A 15,544-nucleotide genomic window follows, 5' to 3' on the forward strand; every position below is an offset into this window, starting at 1 on the left:
TAATCGCTAGTGTTATTTAGAAAAACGAATGAGGTTAGGACCTTCTAAATTCATGCGATAGGTATGCAATATTTCATATCTTTGCAATTCGATCACTGCACATTGATACTACTTTATGTACATTAATGTTTATATCCTATCCGCTTTGTCCCGACCTCTTTATCTGTTAATTATCCAGCAAATGTCATGAATGCAATTACTACACCAATGATAGGTAATGCCTCAACTAAACCTACACCGATGAACATGATACCCATTAATTGACCACGTGCTTCTGGTTGACGTGCTACACCTTCAACTGTTCTTGAAACGATAAGACCGTTACCAATACCTGCTCCTAATGCTGATAAACCAATTGCGATTGCTGCTGCGATTAAATTCATAATTTAATTTCCTCCTGTGATTGTATATAATTATTGAAATTTTTAGTGTTCATCTGCCACTTTATGTGACATATAAACCATCGAAAGCATAATAAAGATATATGCTTGGATTGTTCCTACAAATATTGAGAATGCTTGCCAAACAATTAAACCTGGGATACTAATAATCCAACCCCATGCTGGTTCGTTAAAGAATAAACCAGCAAGCAACGTTAATAGTATCTCACCTGCAAAAATATTACCGTACAAACGTAGACCAAGTGTTAAAGTTGAAGTGAATTCTTCAAACACATTAATGATTGCCAATGGCAAAAATGGCTGTACGTAACCTTTAAGATATTGTTTCGTGCCACGCATTTTAATTCCATAAAAGTGAGTTAACAGTATTATCGTTGTAGACAACGTTAATGTAACTGTTGCATCAGCCGTTGGTGATTTCCACCATAATGTGTGGTCTTTTGTCGCTATTGAAAACGGAAGACCTAACATATTAGCTATAAAAATGTACAGAATCAGCGTTACCGCTAAGAAGTGGAATTGACCACCTTTTTTCCAAGCCATGTTACCTTCAATGATTCCCCTCACGAAATCAAAAATCCATTCAACGAAATTTTGTTTGCCAGTTGGTCTTTTTTTCAAATTACGCGTACAAATGATAGCAAGTAGAAAAACAAGAAACGCTGTAACAAGTATCATCAATATACTTGATAAATTGAAAACGATATCGAAACCGAATAAATTCCAACTCACGAGCGGGGATTTGTGATCCATAATCTCACCTCTTTCTTAATTTATTTGCTCACCTTTAGTAAAGGACGTATGATAACTACAACATATGAAATCATTAAACCAATAATGATACCGATTATACTTACATGCGATTTATTAAAGTACCAAATCATACAGGCGATAATTGCAACTAAGTATCGCCACATATTCCCGGTCGAAATATGTATAGTGTCTGGTCTTTTAGACTTGGCTAGATAGCTCTCAAATACATATGTATTGATTGCAGAACCAGTAACACCAATGATTAATCCTAAGATAAATGCATGGTGTATAAACAAGTACAATCCTGCCAATATTATTATTATATAAAAATAATATTGAATGAACTGTTTAAAAATGTTGTAGAAACGACTCATTTTATATGCCTCCGTGTGACTGATATCAATCATGAAAACCGTTCCACTCATACAAATTAAATGATAATATAGGCGATTTGTGGTGTCAATTCTATTCAAATTGTTGTAAAAAAATAAGCATAGCCAGACACAATTTAGACACAATTTGTCACAAATTCTCTTTTAATTGAAATCGCTTGGTTTTTCAGTGATTAAATCCAAATAATACTTAATATGATTTACTATTCTTTCTGAAGCAAATCCATCACCGTATGGATTATGTGCTTCTGACATTTGATGATACATTCTATTATCATTAATTAATTGTTTTGTAGCTTGATATACATCTTCTTCATTTGTACCAACTAATTTTAATGTACCAGCTTCAACACCTTCCGGACGCTCTGTAACATTACGTAATACTAGGACAGGTTTGTTGAATGATGGTGCCTCTTCTTGTATACCACCTGAGTCTGTTAAAATAAAGTATGCTTGTTTAGCAAAATTGTGAAAGTCTAATACATCTAATGGCTCAATTAATGCAATTCTTTCATGATTTCCTAAAATCTTTTGTGCCACTTTACGAACTTGCGGATTTTTATGCATTGGATAAACTAATGCTAAATCTGTATTTTCATCTACTAAACGTTTAACCGCTTTAAAAATGTTTTTCATTGGTATTCCAATATTTTCACGACGATGCGCTGTCATAAGAATAAATTTTTTATCACGGTATTGATCGATAATGTTTGATTTATAATTTTTATCAACTGTGTATCTCATAGCGTCAATTGCTGTATTACCAGTGACAACAACACTTTCTGACTTTTTGCCTTCCTTTAGTAAGTGTCTTGCTGCATTTTTAGTTGGTGCGAAATGTAAATCAGCTATAACTCCGACTAGTTGTCTATTTATTTCCTCTGGAAAAGGTGAATATTTGTCATAACTTCTTAAACCTGCTTCTACATGTCCAACTGGTACTTGATTATAAAATGCAGCTAACCCACCTGCAAATGTAGTCATCGTATCACCATGAACAAGTACCATATCTGGTTTTTCTATGTTGATAACTTGTTCTAATTGAGTAATCGATTTTGAAGTAATTTCAGAAAGTGTCTGTCCTGATTTCATAATATTCAAATCGTATTTTGGTTTGATTTCAAAAGTTTTTAATACTGAATCAAGCATTTCTCTATGCTGTGCTGTAACTACAACTATTGGCTCTAGCATGTCATCTTTTTCCAAAGCTTTAACTAAAGGAGCCATCTTTATGGCTTCGGGTCTTGTTCCAAATACGGTCATAATCTTTTTCATCAAACTACTTATCTCCGATTCTTCTATTTAGTACCAAACAATCTATCCCCAGCGTCGCCTAACCCTGGTGTGATATATGCTTTATCATTTAACTTTTCATCAAGTGCAGCAATATAAATGTCTACATCTGGATGTGCTTCCTGCATTTTTTCTACGCCTTCTGGTGCCGCAATTAGACACATGAAGCGAATATTTTTAGCGCCACGTTTCTTTAATGAAGTAATTGCTTCAATTGCTGATGCGCCTGTTGCTAACATAGGATCAACCACTATAATTTGTCTTTCGGTTATATCTTGAGGCAATTTAGCGAAATACTCTACAGCTTTTAAAGTTTCTGGGTCACGATATAACCCAATATGTCCAACTCTTGCTGCTGGTACTAAACTTAAAATACCATCTGTCATACCTAATCCAGCTCTTAAAATTGGAACGATAGCTAGCTTTTTACCAGCTAAACGTTTAGCTGTCATTTTCGTCACAGGCGTTTCAATATCAACATCTTGAAGTTCTAAATCTCTTGTAACTTCATATGCCATCAACATACCAACTTCGTCTACAAGTTCTCTAAATTCTTTAGTACCTGTATTTACGTCTCTAATATAGCTTAATTTGTGTTGAATTAATGGATGATCGAAAACGTGTACTTTACTCATAAAAATTACTCCTATCTTTGTGTATGTTTATTGATATAGAGGATATTCAGCTGTTAATTTAGCAACGCGTTCTTTTGCTTGTTGTAATTTTTCTTCATCTTTACTATTTTTCAAAGCTAAACTGATGATTTTCGCAACTTCCTCAAATGCTTTTTCATCAAATCCACGCGTTGTTGCAGCGGGTGTACCTAAACGTATACCACTCGTTACAAAAGGTTTTTCCTGATCAAACGGAATGGTATTTTTGTTACATGTGATACCAACTGAATCTAATGTTTCTTCAGCTTCTTTACCAGTAAGTCCTATAGACCCTTTTACATCAACAGCTACTAAATGATTATCTGTACCACCAGAAACTATTCTAAATCCTTCTTTAATCAAAGTATCAGCAAGAACTTTTGCATTTTTAATCACTTGCTCTTGATATGTTTTGAAATTATTATCTAGTGCTTCACCAAATGCAACTGCTTTTGCTGCAATAACATGTTCAAGAGGTCCACCTTGAATACCAGGGAAGATTGTTTTATCTATGTCTTTTTTATATTCTTCCTTACATAAAATCATACCACCACGTGGTCCACGTAATGTTTTATGTGTTGTAGTTGTTACAAAATCGGCAAATTCTACTGGATTCGGATGCAATCCTGCCGCTACTAAACCTGCGATATGTGCCATGTCTACCATTAACTTAGCGTTTACTTCATCTGCAATTTCTTTGAACTTTTTAAAATCAATTGTTCTTGAATAAGCTGATGCACCAGCCACGATAAGTTTAGGCTTATGTTTCAGTGCTAATTTACGAACTTCATCATAATTGATAAGTTCAGTATCTTTATCCACACCGTATTCAACAAAATTGTAGAATTTACCACTAAAGTTTACTGAAGCACCATGTGTTAAATGGCCACCATGGCTTAAATTCATACCTAAAACTGTGTCTCCCATTTCTAGAGCAACAAGGTAAACTGCCATATTTGCTTGTGATCCTGAGTGTGGTTGAACATTTACATGTTCAGCTCCAAATAGCGCTTTGGCACAATCGATAGCAATGCTCTCAGTAACATCTACAAACTCACAACCACCATAATATCGGCGTCCTGGATAGCCTTCAGCATATTTATTAGTTAATACTGAACCTTGTGCTTCCATAACTGCTTCCGATACAAAATTTTCTGATGCGATTAACTCAATGTTGCTGTTTTGTCTCTGAAATTCTCTCTCGATTGCTTCTGCGATAACTTTATCCTGTTTGGTGATATAAGACATATAATCTCCCCTTCTTTCAAAAAACTTATTGGTATTTAGCACGTTCGCCACCAATCTTTTTCGGCCTTGATGTTGCAATAGTCACTAATGCTTGCCCCACTTGTTTCACTGATGTTCTAACTGGTACGCAAACATGTTTGATATGCATGCCTATCAATGTTTGACCAATATCAATACCACATGGCACAGTAATGTACTCGACCACGATTGGATCCTTCATATGCTGGTATGCGTATGTCGCTAAACTACCACCAGCATGTACATCTGGAACAACGGAAACTTCTTCCATTGTTAATGGATTAAAATGAGATTTTTCTATTGTTATAGCTCTATTTATATGTTCACATCCTTGAAACGCGAAAGAAACACCTGTCTCTTTACTCACAACATCCAATGCGTTAAAAATTGTTTCTGCTACTTCCATTGAACCAACTGTTCCTATTCTTTCACCAATGACTTCAGAAGTTGAACATCCAATTAAACAAATATCTCCCTTTTTGAAAAAAGACATTTCTTTTAATTCGTCTAGTAACATTGTCAAATCTTTCATAAAAACCCACCCTTCCGTAAAAATAAAAAAGGAATATAGCAAAGTGCTACACTCCTCTATTATAACTTATTTAACTGTTAACATATACTAATTATACAGAATTCCTTTTAGCAAATAATTTCTTTTAATTTTAAAATTAACTTTGTAAGTTCATCATATGTATATTGATAAATTTCTCTTGAACCACCATATGGATCTACAACTTCTCCAACCTCATTAACATATTCATGCAAAGTATAAACATTGTCTTGAAATCCATATTGCGTGAATATCATTTCTTTATGTGAACGAGACATAGTCAAAATAATATCCGCTTTTAAATCTGCTTCAGTAAATTGTTGAGATAAGGTAGTTTCAGTTAAATGACGTTCTTCAACCAAGTCTGCAACATAATTCGAAACACCTTGATTGTTCACAGCGAATATACCTCTTGATTCAAATTGATGATTTGGCACAACCCCTTTTGCAATACTTTCCGCTAACGGGCTACGACATGTGTTACCTGTACAAACGAATAAAATCTTCATAGTTCACATCCTTTAACAATGTGATTACCTGCCGCCTTTAACATGCGATTCATAATTGCTTCTGTATTATCATTTAACTCAAAGCCGTATATATACGCTGCTGAAATATTTTCATTTTCATCAAGTGAATGTAACACATTATAAAGATTATGACTTGCTTGCTTAACATCATTGTCATCCTGACATAATTGAATGAATTGCGCTTCACTTGGTATAAGCGCTGCTTTATTACTCGGCACAATAAAAGCTATAGAAGACCAATCTTTACCGTCATTTCTAATTTCGCTCTCAATATCTGTAATAATTGTAAGTGGTGTATTGGGTGAGTAATGTTTATACTTCATACCTGGTGCAATTGGCTGTTCAGTATCATTATAATCAGCATGAGCGATACTATTTGGAAGTAAATCTGTAATCATTGTTGCTGTTATAGAACCAGGTCTTGCAATTTTATAAGGAAAAGATGTGCAATCTAAAACCGTACTTTCTAATCCTTCTTCACTTTGTTCAGCTTGAACGATACCATCGATACGGCCATTTAAATCATGATATACATGATTGAAAGTTGTTGGTGAAGGTCTGCCACTTAAATTAGCACTTGGTGCGGCTAGAGGTTCATTTATGATTTGTAATAATTGTCTACCTATAGAATGACTCGGCATTCTAACAGCAACTGATGATAAACCTCCAGAAACTTTTCGACATAGATAACCTGGCTTTAATGGCAATATAAACGAAATAGGCCCCGGCCAGAATGCCTGCATTAACTTATCTACACGTGCATCTAAAGTATATGTAAAATCTTTTAATTGATCTTTACTGTGTATATGAACAATAAGCGGATTATCAGATGGACGGCCTTTAGCTTCATATATTTTAGATACAGCTTCTTCATCTTTCGCATTTGCTGCAAGTCCATAAACTGTTTCAGTTGGTAAACCTATTAAACCACCGTTTAAAACAATGTCTTTTATTTCATTAATTTTAGGATATTGCTGTAAATCTTCATTATATTCTCTAACATCCCAAACTTTAGTATCCAACTCTATCACGCCTTTCTTATTTATCATAATACAAAGTAAAAAGCTATGCACTTAACTAGTCATAGAAAAGGCATAACTTTTAATTACCATTTAAATGAGACGATTCGATCATGGCCATTTATATCTTTAATAATATCGATATGTTTATCCGGATATTTTTTCGAAATGAGTTCTTTGAGTGCCTCGCCTTGATTGTAACCAATTTCAAAAACAACTGGGCTGCCTTTTTCCATAACGTGAGGTAAATCTTCAATGATTGATTCATAAATAGCATATCCATGGTTATCTGCAAACAATGCCTGATGTGGTTCGAATCTCGTAACCGTTGGAGACATCGTGACCATATCTTTTTCATCTATATATGGCGGATTAGATATCAAGCCATTCAACTTGATACCTTCGTTAATTATGGGTTTTAATGCATCCCCTGTTAAAAATTGTATTTGTGATTGATGCTTCTCAGCATTATTACGAGCCATATTGATTGCTTCAAGTGAAATATCAGTAGCAATAACAGTTAAATTCGGCATTTCACATTTCAAAGTTATTGCAAGGACACCACTACCTGTTCCAATATCAGCAATTGTTGCACCATCTTTCAATTGTTTTAAAAAGTGCAACATAACTTCTTCAGTTTCAGGTCTTGGTATTAGACAATTCGTATTTACTTCAAACGGTCTTCCAAAAAACGAAGCAAAGCCAACAATATACTGAACTGGCTCTCCTAAAAGCATTCGTTGAAGCGCCAAATCAAATTTCATAATCATTGCTTTAGGCATTTCATCATGCATGTGTACAACAAAGTCAGTACGCGTCCATTGAAATACATCTAACATTAGCCATTCTGCTCGTGTTTGTTCAAAACCTTTTTTCTGCGCTAATTGAATGGCTTCGTCTAGCTTCTCTTTATAATTCACCATTGTTAAGTTCTTTCAATTTATCTGTTTGCTCTGATAAAGTCAGTGCATCAATAATTTCTTCTAAATGACCTTCCATAATTTGGCCAAGTTTTTGAAGCGTAAGTCCGATACGATGGTCTGTTACACGACTTTGAGGATAATTGTATGTTCTAATACGTTCAGAACGGTCTCCAGTACCAACTGCCGATTTACGTTGTGACGCATATTTTTGTTGTTCTTCTTGAACTTTCATATCATATAGACGTGCTTTCAACACTTTCATCGCTTTTTCACGGTTTTGAATTTGAGATTTCTCAGAAGATGTCGCAATTACACCTGTTGGTAAATGGGTAATACGTACTGCAGAGTCAGTTGTATTGACGTGCTGACCACCAGCGCCACTTGAACGATACGTATCTATTTTTAAATCTTCATTGCGAATTTCAATTTCTACATCTTCAACTTCAGGTAAAACAGCAACTGTTGCTGTTGATGTATGAATACGCCCACCTGATTCAGTTTCTGGAACACGTTGAACACGGTGCGCACCATTTTCAAATTTCAATTTACTGTATGCACCATTACCAGATACTGAGAAACTAATTTCTTTATAACCGCCATGATCACTTTCAGACGCTTCCACTATTTCCGTTTTAAACCCTTGTGATTCAGCATACTTAGAATACATACGCATTAAGTCGCCTGCGAAAATAGCCGCTTCATCTCCACCTGCAGCAGCTCTAATTTCAACGATAACATCTTTTTCGTCATTAGGATCTTTTGGAATCAACAATATTTTAAGTTCTTCTTCAAGGATAGGCAGTTCTGCTTTAATACCACTGCTTTCCTCTTTTAACATTTCGATTTCTTCCTTATCTTCTGTTTCATTTAATAATTCTTCTATATCAGTTAATTCTTCTTTTTTAGATTTATAATTTCTATAAACATCTACAGTTTTTTGCAAATCCGCTTGTTCTTTAGAATATTTACGTAATTTATCTGAATCATTTACTACATCTGGATCGCTTAACAATTCATTAAGTTGTTCGTATCTCTCTTCTACAATATCTAATTGATCAAACACTTATAATTCCTCCTTATTATTGTCACTTGGTGCTACGATATGGTGCGCACGACAACGTGGTTCATAACTTTCATTGGCACCTACTAAAATAATCGGGTCGTCAATTTTAGCTGGTTTACCATCTATTAATCGTTGTGTTCGACTAGATGAAGAACCACAAACAGCACATACTGCTTGAAGTTTCGTTACTTGTTCACTGACAGCCATCAATTTAGGCATTGGTTCGAACGGTTCGCCCCTAAAATCCATATCCAATCCAGCAACAATAACACGGTGTCCATCAGATGATAATTTTTCTGCAATACTTACAATTTCATCATCGAAAAATTGCACTTCGTCTATTCCTATAACATCAACATTTGATAAGTCATGCATCATAATTTCTCTTGCTGTAGAAATATTAATCGCTTCAATGGCATTACCATTATGAGATACGACTTTTTCTTTATGATATCGATCATCAATCGCCGGTTTAAATACAACGACTTTTTGTTTAGCGTATATACCCCTTCTTAATCGTCTTATCAGTTCTTCAGATTTACCGCTAAACATACTACCTGTAATACATTCTATCCAACCGGAATGGTAAGTTTCATACATTGAGAGTTCCACCTTTTTCAAAACATAATCGCTTTATTATATCATATTTCAATTATTCATAAATGTCTTTTTCATAATTATATCGATAATGTGTATCATTAAAATATTGTTAAATAAGATATTCCTATCGATGAGTAATGAATTTACTTCAAGCTAGTGTTATCGTTAGAGTCGATGTTCAAACAAACTATTTTTAATAAACTATAAAATACACACCATTTCATACGTAATATTCATAACTTCAACGAAACACAATAATATTTATACTATCAATACAAAGTTAAAAACATTCAACTAACACATTATATTTATAAAAACTATTAACATAAAAAACTGCCTACATATCCATAGTTGGATGTAGACAGTTTAACTATCGCTATATTAGTTGTTTGATTTAAGACCAAACTTTTTGTTGAAACGTTCCACACGTCCATCCGCAGCAGCGAATTTTTGACGTCCTGTGTAGAATGGGTGTGAATCAGATGAAATATCTAAACGAATAACTGGGTATTCTTTTCCATCTTCCCACTCCATCATTTCTGAAGTTGTTTTTGTAGAACCGCTTAAGAATTTGAAGTTTGTTGTAGTATCTAAAAAGATTACTTGATGATACTCAGGATGAATTCCTTGTTTCATTATTTTCAGCTCCTTTGCCCTGAACCATCTGGAACAGAGTTATTTGTGAGTTTTTACCCAATACTGTGTAATTATAAAGGTAATTAATATAAAACGCAAGCCCCTGGTGTGATGTTTATTAAATTATCGGACGACCTGTTTTAGTACTTTCTTCTGCGGATTTTTGTAATTGTTTGAAGAAGTCCTCATTGTTCTTCGACTTTTTAAGCTTTCTAATAAAACGTTCAGTGAAGTCAGTTGAATCAGTGAACAGATTTCTTAGTTGCCATAATGTATCTAATTCAGATTTACTAATCAACAATTCTTCTTTACGTGTTGAGCTTCGACCGATATCGATAGCTGGGAATATACGACGTTCAGATAATTTACGATCTAAATGTAACTCCATATTTCCTGTTCCTTTAAATTCTTCATAAATCATATCGTCCATACGTGAACCCGTATCAACTAATGCAGTTGCAAGAATTGTTAAACTTCCTCCTGCTTCTATATTTCTAGCCGCACCGAAAAATGCTTTCGGTTTGTGTAACGATGCAGGGTCTAAACCACCTGATAATGTACGACCACTTGGCGGAATAACTAAGTTATATGCACGTGCTAATCTTGTTATAGAATCCATTAAAATGATGACATCCTCACCAATTTCTACTAAACGTTTTGCACGTTCAAGTAATAATTCAGCTACTTTAACGTGATGTTCTGGTGGTTCATCAAATGTCGAATGTACAACTTCAGCTGCTTCTACTGAACGTTCTAAGTCCGTTACCTCTTCAGGACGTTCACCAACAAGTAATATAAATAATTTTGCATCTGGTTTATTTGTACTAATTGCATTTGCAATTTCTTTTAATAACGACGTTTTACCTGCTTTAGGAGGCGCTACAATTAAACCACGTTGACCTAGACCGATCGGTGTTACTAAATCCATTATACGTGTTGAATAATTTTTCGTTTCTGTCTCTAATAAAATTCGTTCATCTGGATACAATGGCGTTAATGCTTGGAAGTGTGGACGCTTCTTAACTTCTTCCGCGTTGTGATCATTGACAAAATCAACTTGTAATAAGCCATAATATTTTTCATTATCTTTAGGCTTTCTAACTTTCCCTGTCACCTTATCGCCACGTTTAATTTCAAAACGACGAATCTGACTAGCTGATATATAAATATCTTTTTCCCCTTTAGAGTAGTTAACCGTCCTTAAGAAGCCATAACCATCTGGTTGAATATCATCTAAGATACCTTCCATATAATAGTTACCATCTTTTTCCATTTGCGCTTCCATAATAGCTAGGACAAGTTCTTTTTTATTTAGTTTACTATAGTTTGTTAACTTAAGAGTTTTAGCTTTCTGAGTGAGTTCCTTGGTAGTATAGTTCTTGTACAATTCGTGGAATGATTCATACTGAGGAGATGTACGTTCTCTTTCAGGCATATAGTTTACACCCATTTCATTATTTTTTAGTTAGTAAGTAATAGATAGGCATGACAATGCATAAATAACTGTGATGATACGAAATCATTATGCTAATCCCCAACCTTTTAAATACATGAATAACTATAGCAAATTTTTATTTTAATTACAAAATCTATTTATAAAAATTGCAAAATTAAAACAGTACACAAAACTTAATTAGTCATGTGCACTGTTTTATTGCGATTTTTAATTCAAAAATCAAATTTATTTAAAGTAACCTGCAATAGATTTCACTTCTAAAAATTCATCAATACCGTAGTCGCCCCATTCACGACCTAATCCAGACTGCTTATAACCGCCAAATGGTAAATCTGGTTTTCTACCTGCTTCATTAATTTCTATAGTACCCGCTTCAACAGAACGCGCTACTTTGCGCAATGTTTCTTTATCATTACCAATGACATAACCTGCTAAACCATATTTAGTATCATTAGCAATCTCAATTGCTTCATCTAAGTCATTATATGTGATAACTGACATCACTGGTCCAAAAATTTCTTCTTGTGCAATCGTCATATGATTATCAACATTAATAAAAATTGTCGGACGTGCAAAGTAACCTTTTTCAAGGCCGTCAGGCTTACCTGGACCACCGTAGAATAATTCTGCACCTTCTTCAATGCCTTTATTTATATAATTTTGCACTTGATCAAATTGTTTTTTACTAATAATAGGACCAACTTGCGTTCCTTCTTCTCTTGGATTACCGACACGCACTTGACTAAACTGTTCTTTTAGTTCAGCTAAAAATGCATCTTTAATTCGACTAGGTACTAAAACACGTGTACCTGCTGTACATACTTGACCTGTATTATTTACAACTTTACCCGTTGTCGCTTTAGCCGCTTCTTTAATATCTACATCATCTAGTACAATGTATGGTGATTTACCACCAAGCTCTAGGGATACTTTTTTAAAGTCTGTCGCAGCTTTTTCCATAATTTTAGATCCTGTTGGACCAGAACCAGTAAATGACATCATACGTATTTTAGGATGTTCAGACAATGGATTACCAACGCCAGCACCATCGCCATTCACAAGATTAAATACACCTTTAGGAACACCAACTTTATCAAATATTTCAGCTAAAATAACAGCTGCAAAAGGTGTTTCTTCAGATGGTTTAAGTACTACAGGACTACCAGCCGCAAATGCTGCTGCTAATTTTAATGATGTTTGGTTTGTAGGGAAATTCCATGGTGTAATTAAGCCAGATACACCAATTGCCTCTTTAATAACTAAATCATCGCCACGGCGTTCTTCGAATACGAAGCTGTCTAATGCATCTCTCGCTGCAACAAAATGATTTAATCCCATTTGATAATGTACACGTTCAGATAGTGACAAAGGCGCACCTAATTCATCTGTAATTGCTTGTACAATATCATCTTTTCTATTTTCATACTCTTTTACAATTTTATCTAATAATGCCTGTCTTTCTTTCACAGAAGTATGACGGAATTTTAAATAAACATTGTCTGCAGCTTCGACAGCTTTATCAACATCCGCTTTATTACCTTTAGCAACTTTCCCAATCACTTCTTCAGTTGCTGGATTTATAACTTCTATCGTTTCATTACTGTTACTTTCAACCCATTCGCCATTAATATATTGCTTTGTATAGTCTCTCATTATTCTTTCACTCCTCAAGAATGATTTATATGTTATTTAACCGTAATGTACACGATATAAACATTACATTACACTATGATACGCTCCCTATTCATATGTTCAAAATAAAATGCTTTAAAATTATTCCTTGACTCTAATTATTTTATTTTTGGCAAATAAAAAACTACCTCCTCATCATCGCAAATAATACGAAGACTCAGAAATAGTTATCATCAATGATATATTTAATCTTAATATAATTATTTAGCAGTACGTTGATCTGTTAATTCTACGTATGTTTGCGCCCATGCTTCAATTGGATGTAAAGCCTCTGCTAACGCTTGACCTTTTTCGGTCAAAACATAAATAATTTGTACTGGACTCGTAGAAATGATTTGTTTTTCTACTAACTCCCACTGTGCAAGCTCTGATAATTTAAGACTTAATGCACGTGGCGTTATCGTTTTCAAATCTCTTTTCATATCGGAAAAGTGTGCTGAACAGTCATTACATCTTGAGAGATAATTAATGATTAATCCATTCCAACTTCTACCAAGTATTTTAAAAGTTTCTTCGAGATACGGACATACTTCCATCATCTTCACCTCTCATCAAAAATTAGAATGTAAATTAACACCCTTTTTAAACTCAGTATAATTATTATATCACAAAACAACAATAATCTATACAGTTTCTGTCCAAATGTCTGCGCCTAAAGCTTTTAGATGTTCTACAATATCTGTATAACCTCTATAAATATGTTTTACATTGTAAATTGTTGTAACACCTTCTGCAATTAAACCAGCAATAATTAAGCATGCACCAGCTCTTAAGTCACTCGCATAAACTTCAGCACCATGTAAATTTGAAGGTTTAATAGTCGCTGTACCTTCATCAACTTCAATATTAGCTCCCATACGTTTTAATTCTTCTACATGTTTAAATCGCTCAGGATAGATTGTATCCGTTACAAATGATGGACCATTAGCCATAAATAGCAATGGTGTAATCGGTTGTTGTAAATCTGTCGCAAATCCTGGATAAACTAGAGTCTTAATATCTACAAATTGATAAGGTGCATTGTTATTAATACGGAGTTTTTCATCTTGTACGTCTACATCGACACCTAATTCACTAAACTTAGCAGTTAATGTTTCAACATGTTTAGGTACAATATTATTTAAAATTATATTTTCACCGCATGCCGCAGCAATACACATATAAGTGCCCGCTTCGATTCGATCAGGTATTACTTGATACTCAGACCCATGTAATTTCTCTACACCAGTTATTTTAATCGTTGATGTACCTGCACCTTTAATATTAGCTCCCATACTTGTTAAGAAATTAGCAACATCGACAACTTCTGGCTCTTTTGCAGCATTTTCGATTACGGTTTGTCCAGTTGCATAAACTGCTGCTAACATAATATTAATTGTTGCACCTACACTCACCATATCTAAAAAGATGTGTGCACCTTTCAATTCTTTTGCTTCAATTTTCATAGAAGTTGTACTTGATTCGTCAATTTCAGCTCCCAAAGCTTTAAATCCTTTAATATGTTGGTCGATTGGACGTGGCCCAAGCGGACACCCTCCAGGCAAACCAATCACACATTTTTTAAAGCGGCCTAACATAGCTCCCATCATATAATATGAAGCACGTAATGATTCAACTTTATTGTTAGGTAGTACAGCATTTTTTATTTCAGTTGTATCTACTTCTAACTCAGTACCATCCAATGTAGCTTTAATATTTAAATCTTCTAATAAACTTACTAACGTTTTAACATCAGAGATTTGTGGTAATCCTTCTAGTTTCACATGTCCTTGAGCTAATAATGTTGCAGGAATAATAGCTACAGCACTGTTTTTCGCACCACTGATATTAACTTCCCCATTCAGCGTGCGCCCACCTCTTATTTTTATTACCTCTTGAGCCATATCATTTATCTCCTTTGTTCATTACTTTTTAAAATTTTGCATTATTAGCATTATAAATTAATTTTACTTTATTTGTAAAATAGTTTATTTTAACCATTAAATTTGTCTCTCTGTCTTCCATTCATTAATTACTAATAATTTACCTTTACTAATATATGATGTTCATACGCGCTTGACCATGGTCTAAAGTCTGATTATTCGCTTGAATATTGACAATATTATGACAAACCATTCAATTTTAATTTTGCAACTAACGTAAGCACTACTTTTTCAATGAATGTATAATTTTCTTTTTAATTATAGCACAAATCATTTTTTGCCATATCCACCTCTTTTTAAGATTGTTTTAAAGTAAAAAAGACTTCTTTATGACTTTCACAGCATAAAAAAGAAGCAAACATTAATCTGTTTGCTTCTTTTTTAATTAATATCCC

At 34.1% G+C, this 15,544-nt stretch carries 17 protein-coding genes; all 17 read right to left on the reverse strand.

The window, feature by feature from the left end; genetic code table 11:
* Positions 1-170: 170 nt before the first annotated feature.
* The 17 genes from atpE to CD116_RS11410 all read right to left on the reverse strand — a co-directional run bounded on the left by atpE (position 171) and on the right by CD116_RS11410 (position 15,110).
* Positions 171-383 (reverse strand): F0F1 ATP synthase subunit C, encoded by a 213-nt coding sequence (atpE, locus tag CD116_RS11325; protein WP_001048816.1) that lies wholly within the window; start codon positions 381-383, stop codon positions 171-173.
* A 42-nt stretch (positions 384-425) separates the two neighbouring features.
* Positions 426-1,154 carry a F0F1 ATP synthase subunit A gene (gene atpB / locus CD116_RS11330; protein WP_047550988.1) on the reverse strand — a complete coding sequence of 243 codons (729 nt, stop codon included), beginning with the start codon at positions 1,152-1,154 and terminating at the stop codon, positions 426-428.
* A gap of 20 nt (positions 1,155-1,174) precedes the next feature.
* Positions 1,175-1,627 (reverse strand): ATP synthase subunit I, encoded by a 453-nt coding sequence (locus CD116_RS11335; RefSeq protein ID WP_078101781.1) that lies wholly within the window; start codon positions 1,625-1,627, stop codon positions 1,175-1,177.
* A 63-nt stretch (positions 1,628-1,690) separates the two neighbouring features.
* Positions 1,691-2,821 carry a non-hydrolyzing UDP-N-acetylglucosamine 2-epimerase gene (gene wecB, locus CD116_RS11340; protein WP_047550993.1) on the reverse strand — a complete coding sequence of 377 codons (1,131 nt, stop codon included), beginning with the start codon at positions 2,819-2,821 and terminating at the stop codon, positions 1,691-1,693.
* 23 nt (positions 2,822-2,844) lie between these two features.
* The gene (gene upp, locus CD116_RS11345) at positions 2,845-3,474 is read right to left on the reverse strand and encodes a uracil phosphoribosyltransferase (protein ID WP_000048713.1); all 630 of its coding nucleotides are present in this window, start codon (positions 3,472-3,474) and stop codon (positions 2,845-2,847) included.
* 27 nt (positions 3,475-3,501) lie between these two features.
* Positions 3,502-4,740, reverse strand: a complete 1,239-nt coding sequence (glyA, locus tag CD116_RS11350) for a serine hydroxymethyltransferase (protein WP_047550995.1) — start codon at positions 4,738-4,740, stop codon at positions 3,502-3,504.
* Between the two features lie 25 nt (positions 4,741-4,765).
* Positions 4,766-5,290 carry a TIGR01440 family protein gene (locus tag CD116_RS11355; RefSeq protein ID WP_047427936.1) on the reverse strand — a complete coding sequence of 175 codons (525 nt, stop codon included), beginning with the start codon at positions 5,288-5,290 and terminating at the stop codon, positions 4,766-4,768.
* A gap of 107 nt (positions 5,291-5,397) precedes the next feature.
* Complete coding sequence (locus CD116_RS11360) at positions 5,398-5,817, reverse strand: low molecular weight protein arginine phosphatase (RefSeq protein WP_047531377.1); 420 nt, start codon at positions 5,815-5,817, stop codon at positions 5,398-5,400.
* The gene (locus tag CD116_RS11365; protein WP_047550997.1) at positions 5,814-6,860 is read right to left on the reverse strand and encodes an L-threonylcarbamoyladenylate synthase; all 1,047 of its coding nucleotides are present in this window, start codon (positions 6,858-6,860) and stop codon (positions 5,814-5,816) included. Before CD116_RS11365 ends, CD116_RS11360 begins: the two co-directional genes overlap by 4 nt.
* An 83-nt stretch (positions 6,861-6,943) precedes the next feature.
* Positions 6,944-7,780, reverse strand: a complete 837-nt coding sequence (gene prmC, locus CD116_RS11370) for a peptide chain release factor N(5)-glutamine methyltransferase (protein WP_047427943.1) — start codon at positions 7,778-7,780, stop codon at positions 6,944-6,946.
* Positions 7,767-8,843 (reverse strand): peptide chain release factor 1, encoded by a 1,077-nt coding sequence (prfA, locus tag CD116_RS11375; RefSeq protein ID WP_047427945.1) that lies wholly within the window; start codon positions 8,841-8,843, stop codon positions 7,767-7,769. Before prfA ends, prmC begins: the two co-directional genes overlap by 14 nt.
* On the reverse strand, positions 8,844-9,443 hold the full coding sequence (locus CD116_RS11380) for a thymidine kinase (protein ID WP_047433045.1): 600 nt from the start codon (positions 9,441-9,443) through the stop codon (positions 8,844-8,846). It abuts the gene before it with no gap.
* Between the two features lie 381 nt (positions 9,444-9,824).
* Complete coding sequence (locus tag CD116_RS11390; protein WP_000808972.1) at positions 9,825-10,079, reverse strand: type B 50S ribosomal protein L31; 255 nt, start codon at positions 10,077-10,079, stop codon at positions 9,825-9,827.
* A 118-nt stretch (positions 10,080-10,197) separates the two neighbouring features.
* Positions 10,198-11,514 carry a transcription termination factor Rho gene (gene rho / locus CD116_RS11395; RefSeq protein WP_001115104.1) on the reverse strand — a complete coding sequence of 439 codons (1,317 nt, stop codon included), beginning with the start codon at positions 11,512-11,514 and terminating at the stop codon, positions 10,198-10,200.
* A 246-nt stretch (positions 11,515-11,760) separates the two neighbouring features.
* On the reverse strand, positions 11,761-13,188 hold the full coding sequence (locus CD116_RS11400; RefSeq protein WP_047427951.1) for an aldehyde dehydrogenase family protein: 1,428 nt from the start codon (positions 13,186-13,188) through the stop codon (positions 11,761-11,763).
* A gap of 239 nt (positions 13,189-13,427) precedes the next feature.
* Positions 13,428-13,763: a winged helix-turn-helix transcriptional regulator gene (locus CD116_RS11405; protein WP_047427953.1), complete on the reverse strand. Its 336-nt coding sequence runs from the start codon at positions 13,761-13,763 to the stop codon at positions 13,428-13,430.
* Positions 13,764-13,850: 87 nt separating this feature from the next.
* The gene (locus CD116_RS11410) at positions 13,851-15,110 is read right to left on the reverse strand and encodes a UDP-N-acetylglucosamine 1-carboxyvinyltransferase (RefSeq protein ID WP_047531370.1); all 1,260 of its coding nucleotides are present in this window, start codon (positions 15,108-15,110) and stop codon (positions 13,851-13,853) included.
* Positions 15,111-15,544: the final 434 nt, after the last annotated feature.

This window comes from Staphylococcus schweitzeri, from assembly GCF_002902405.1.
In the GTDB taxonomy this organism is placed as follows: domain Bacteria; phylum Bacillota; class Bacilli; order Staphylococcales; family Staphylococcaceae; genus Staphylococcus; species Staphylococcus schweitzeri.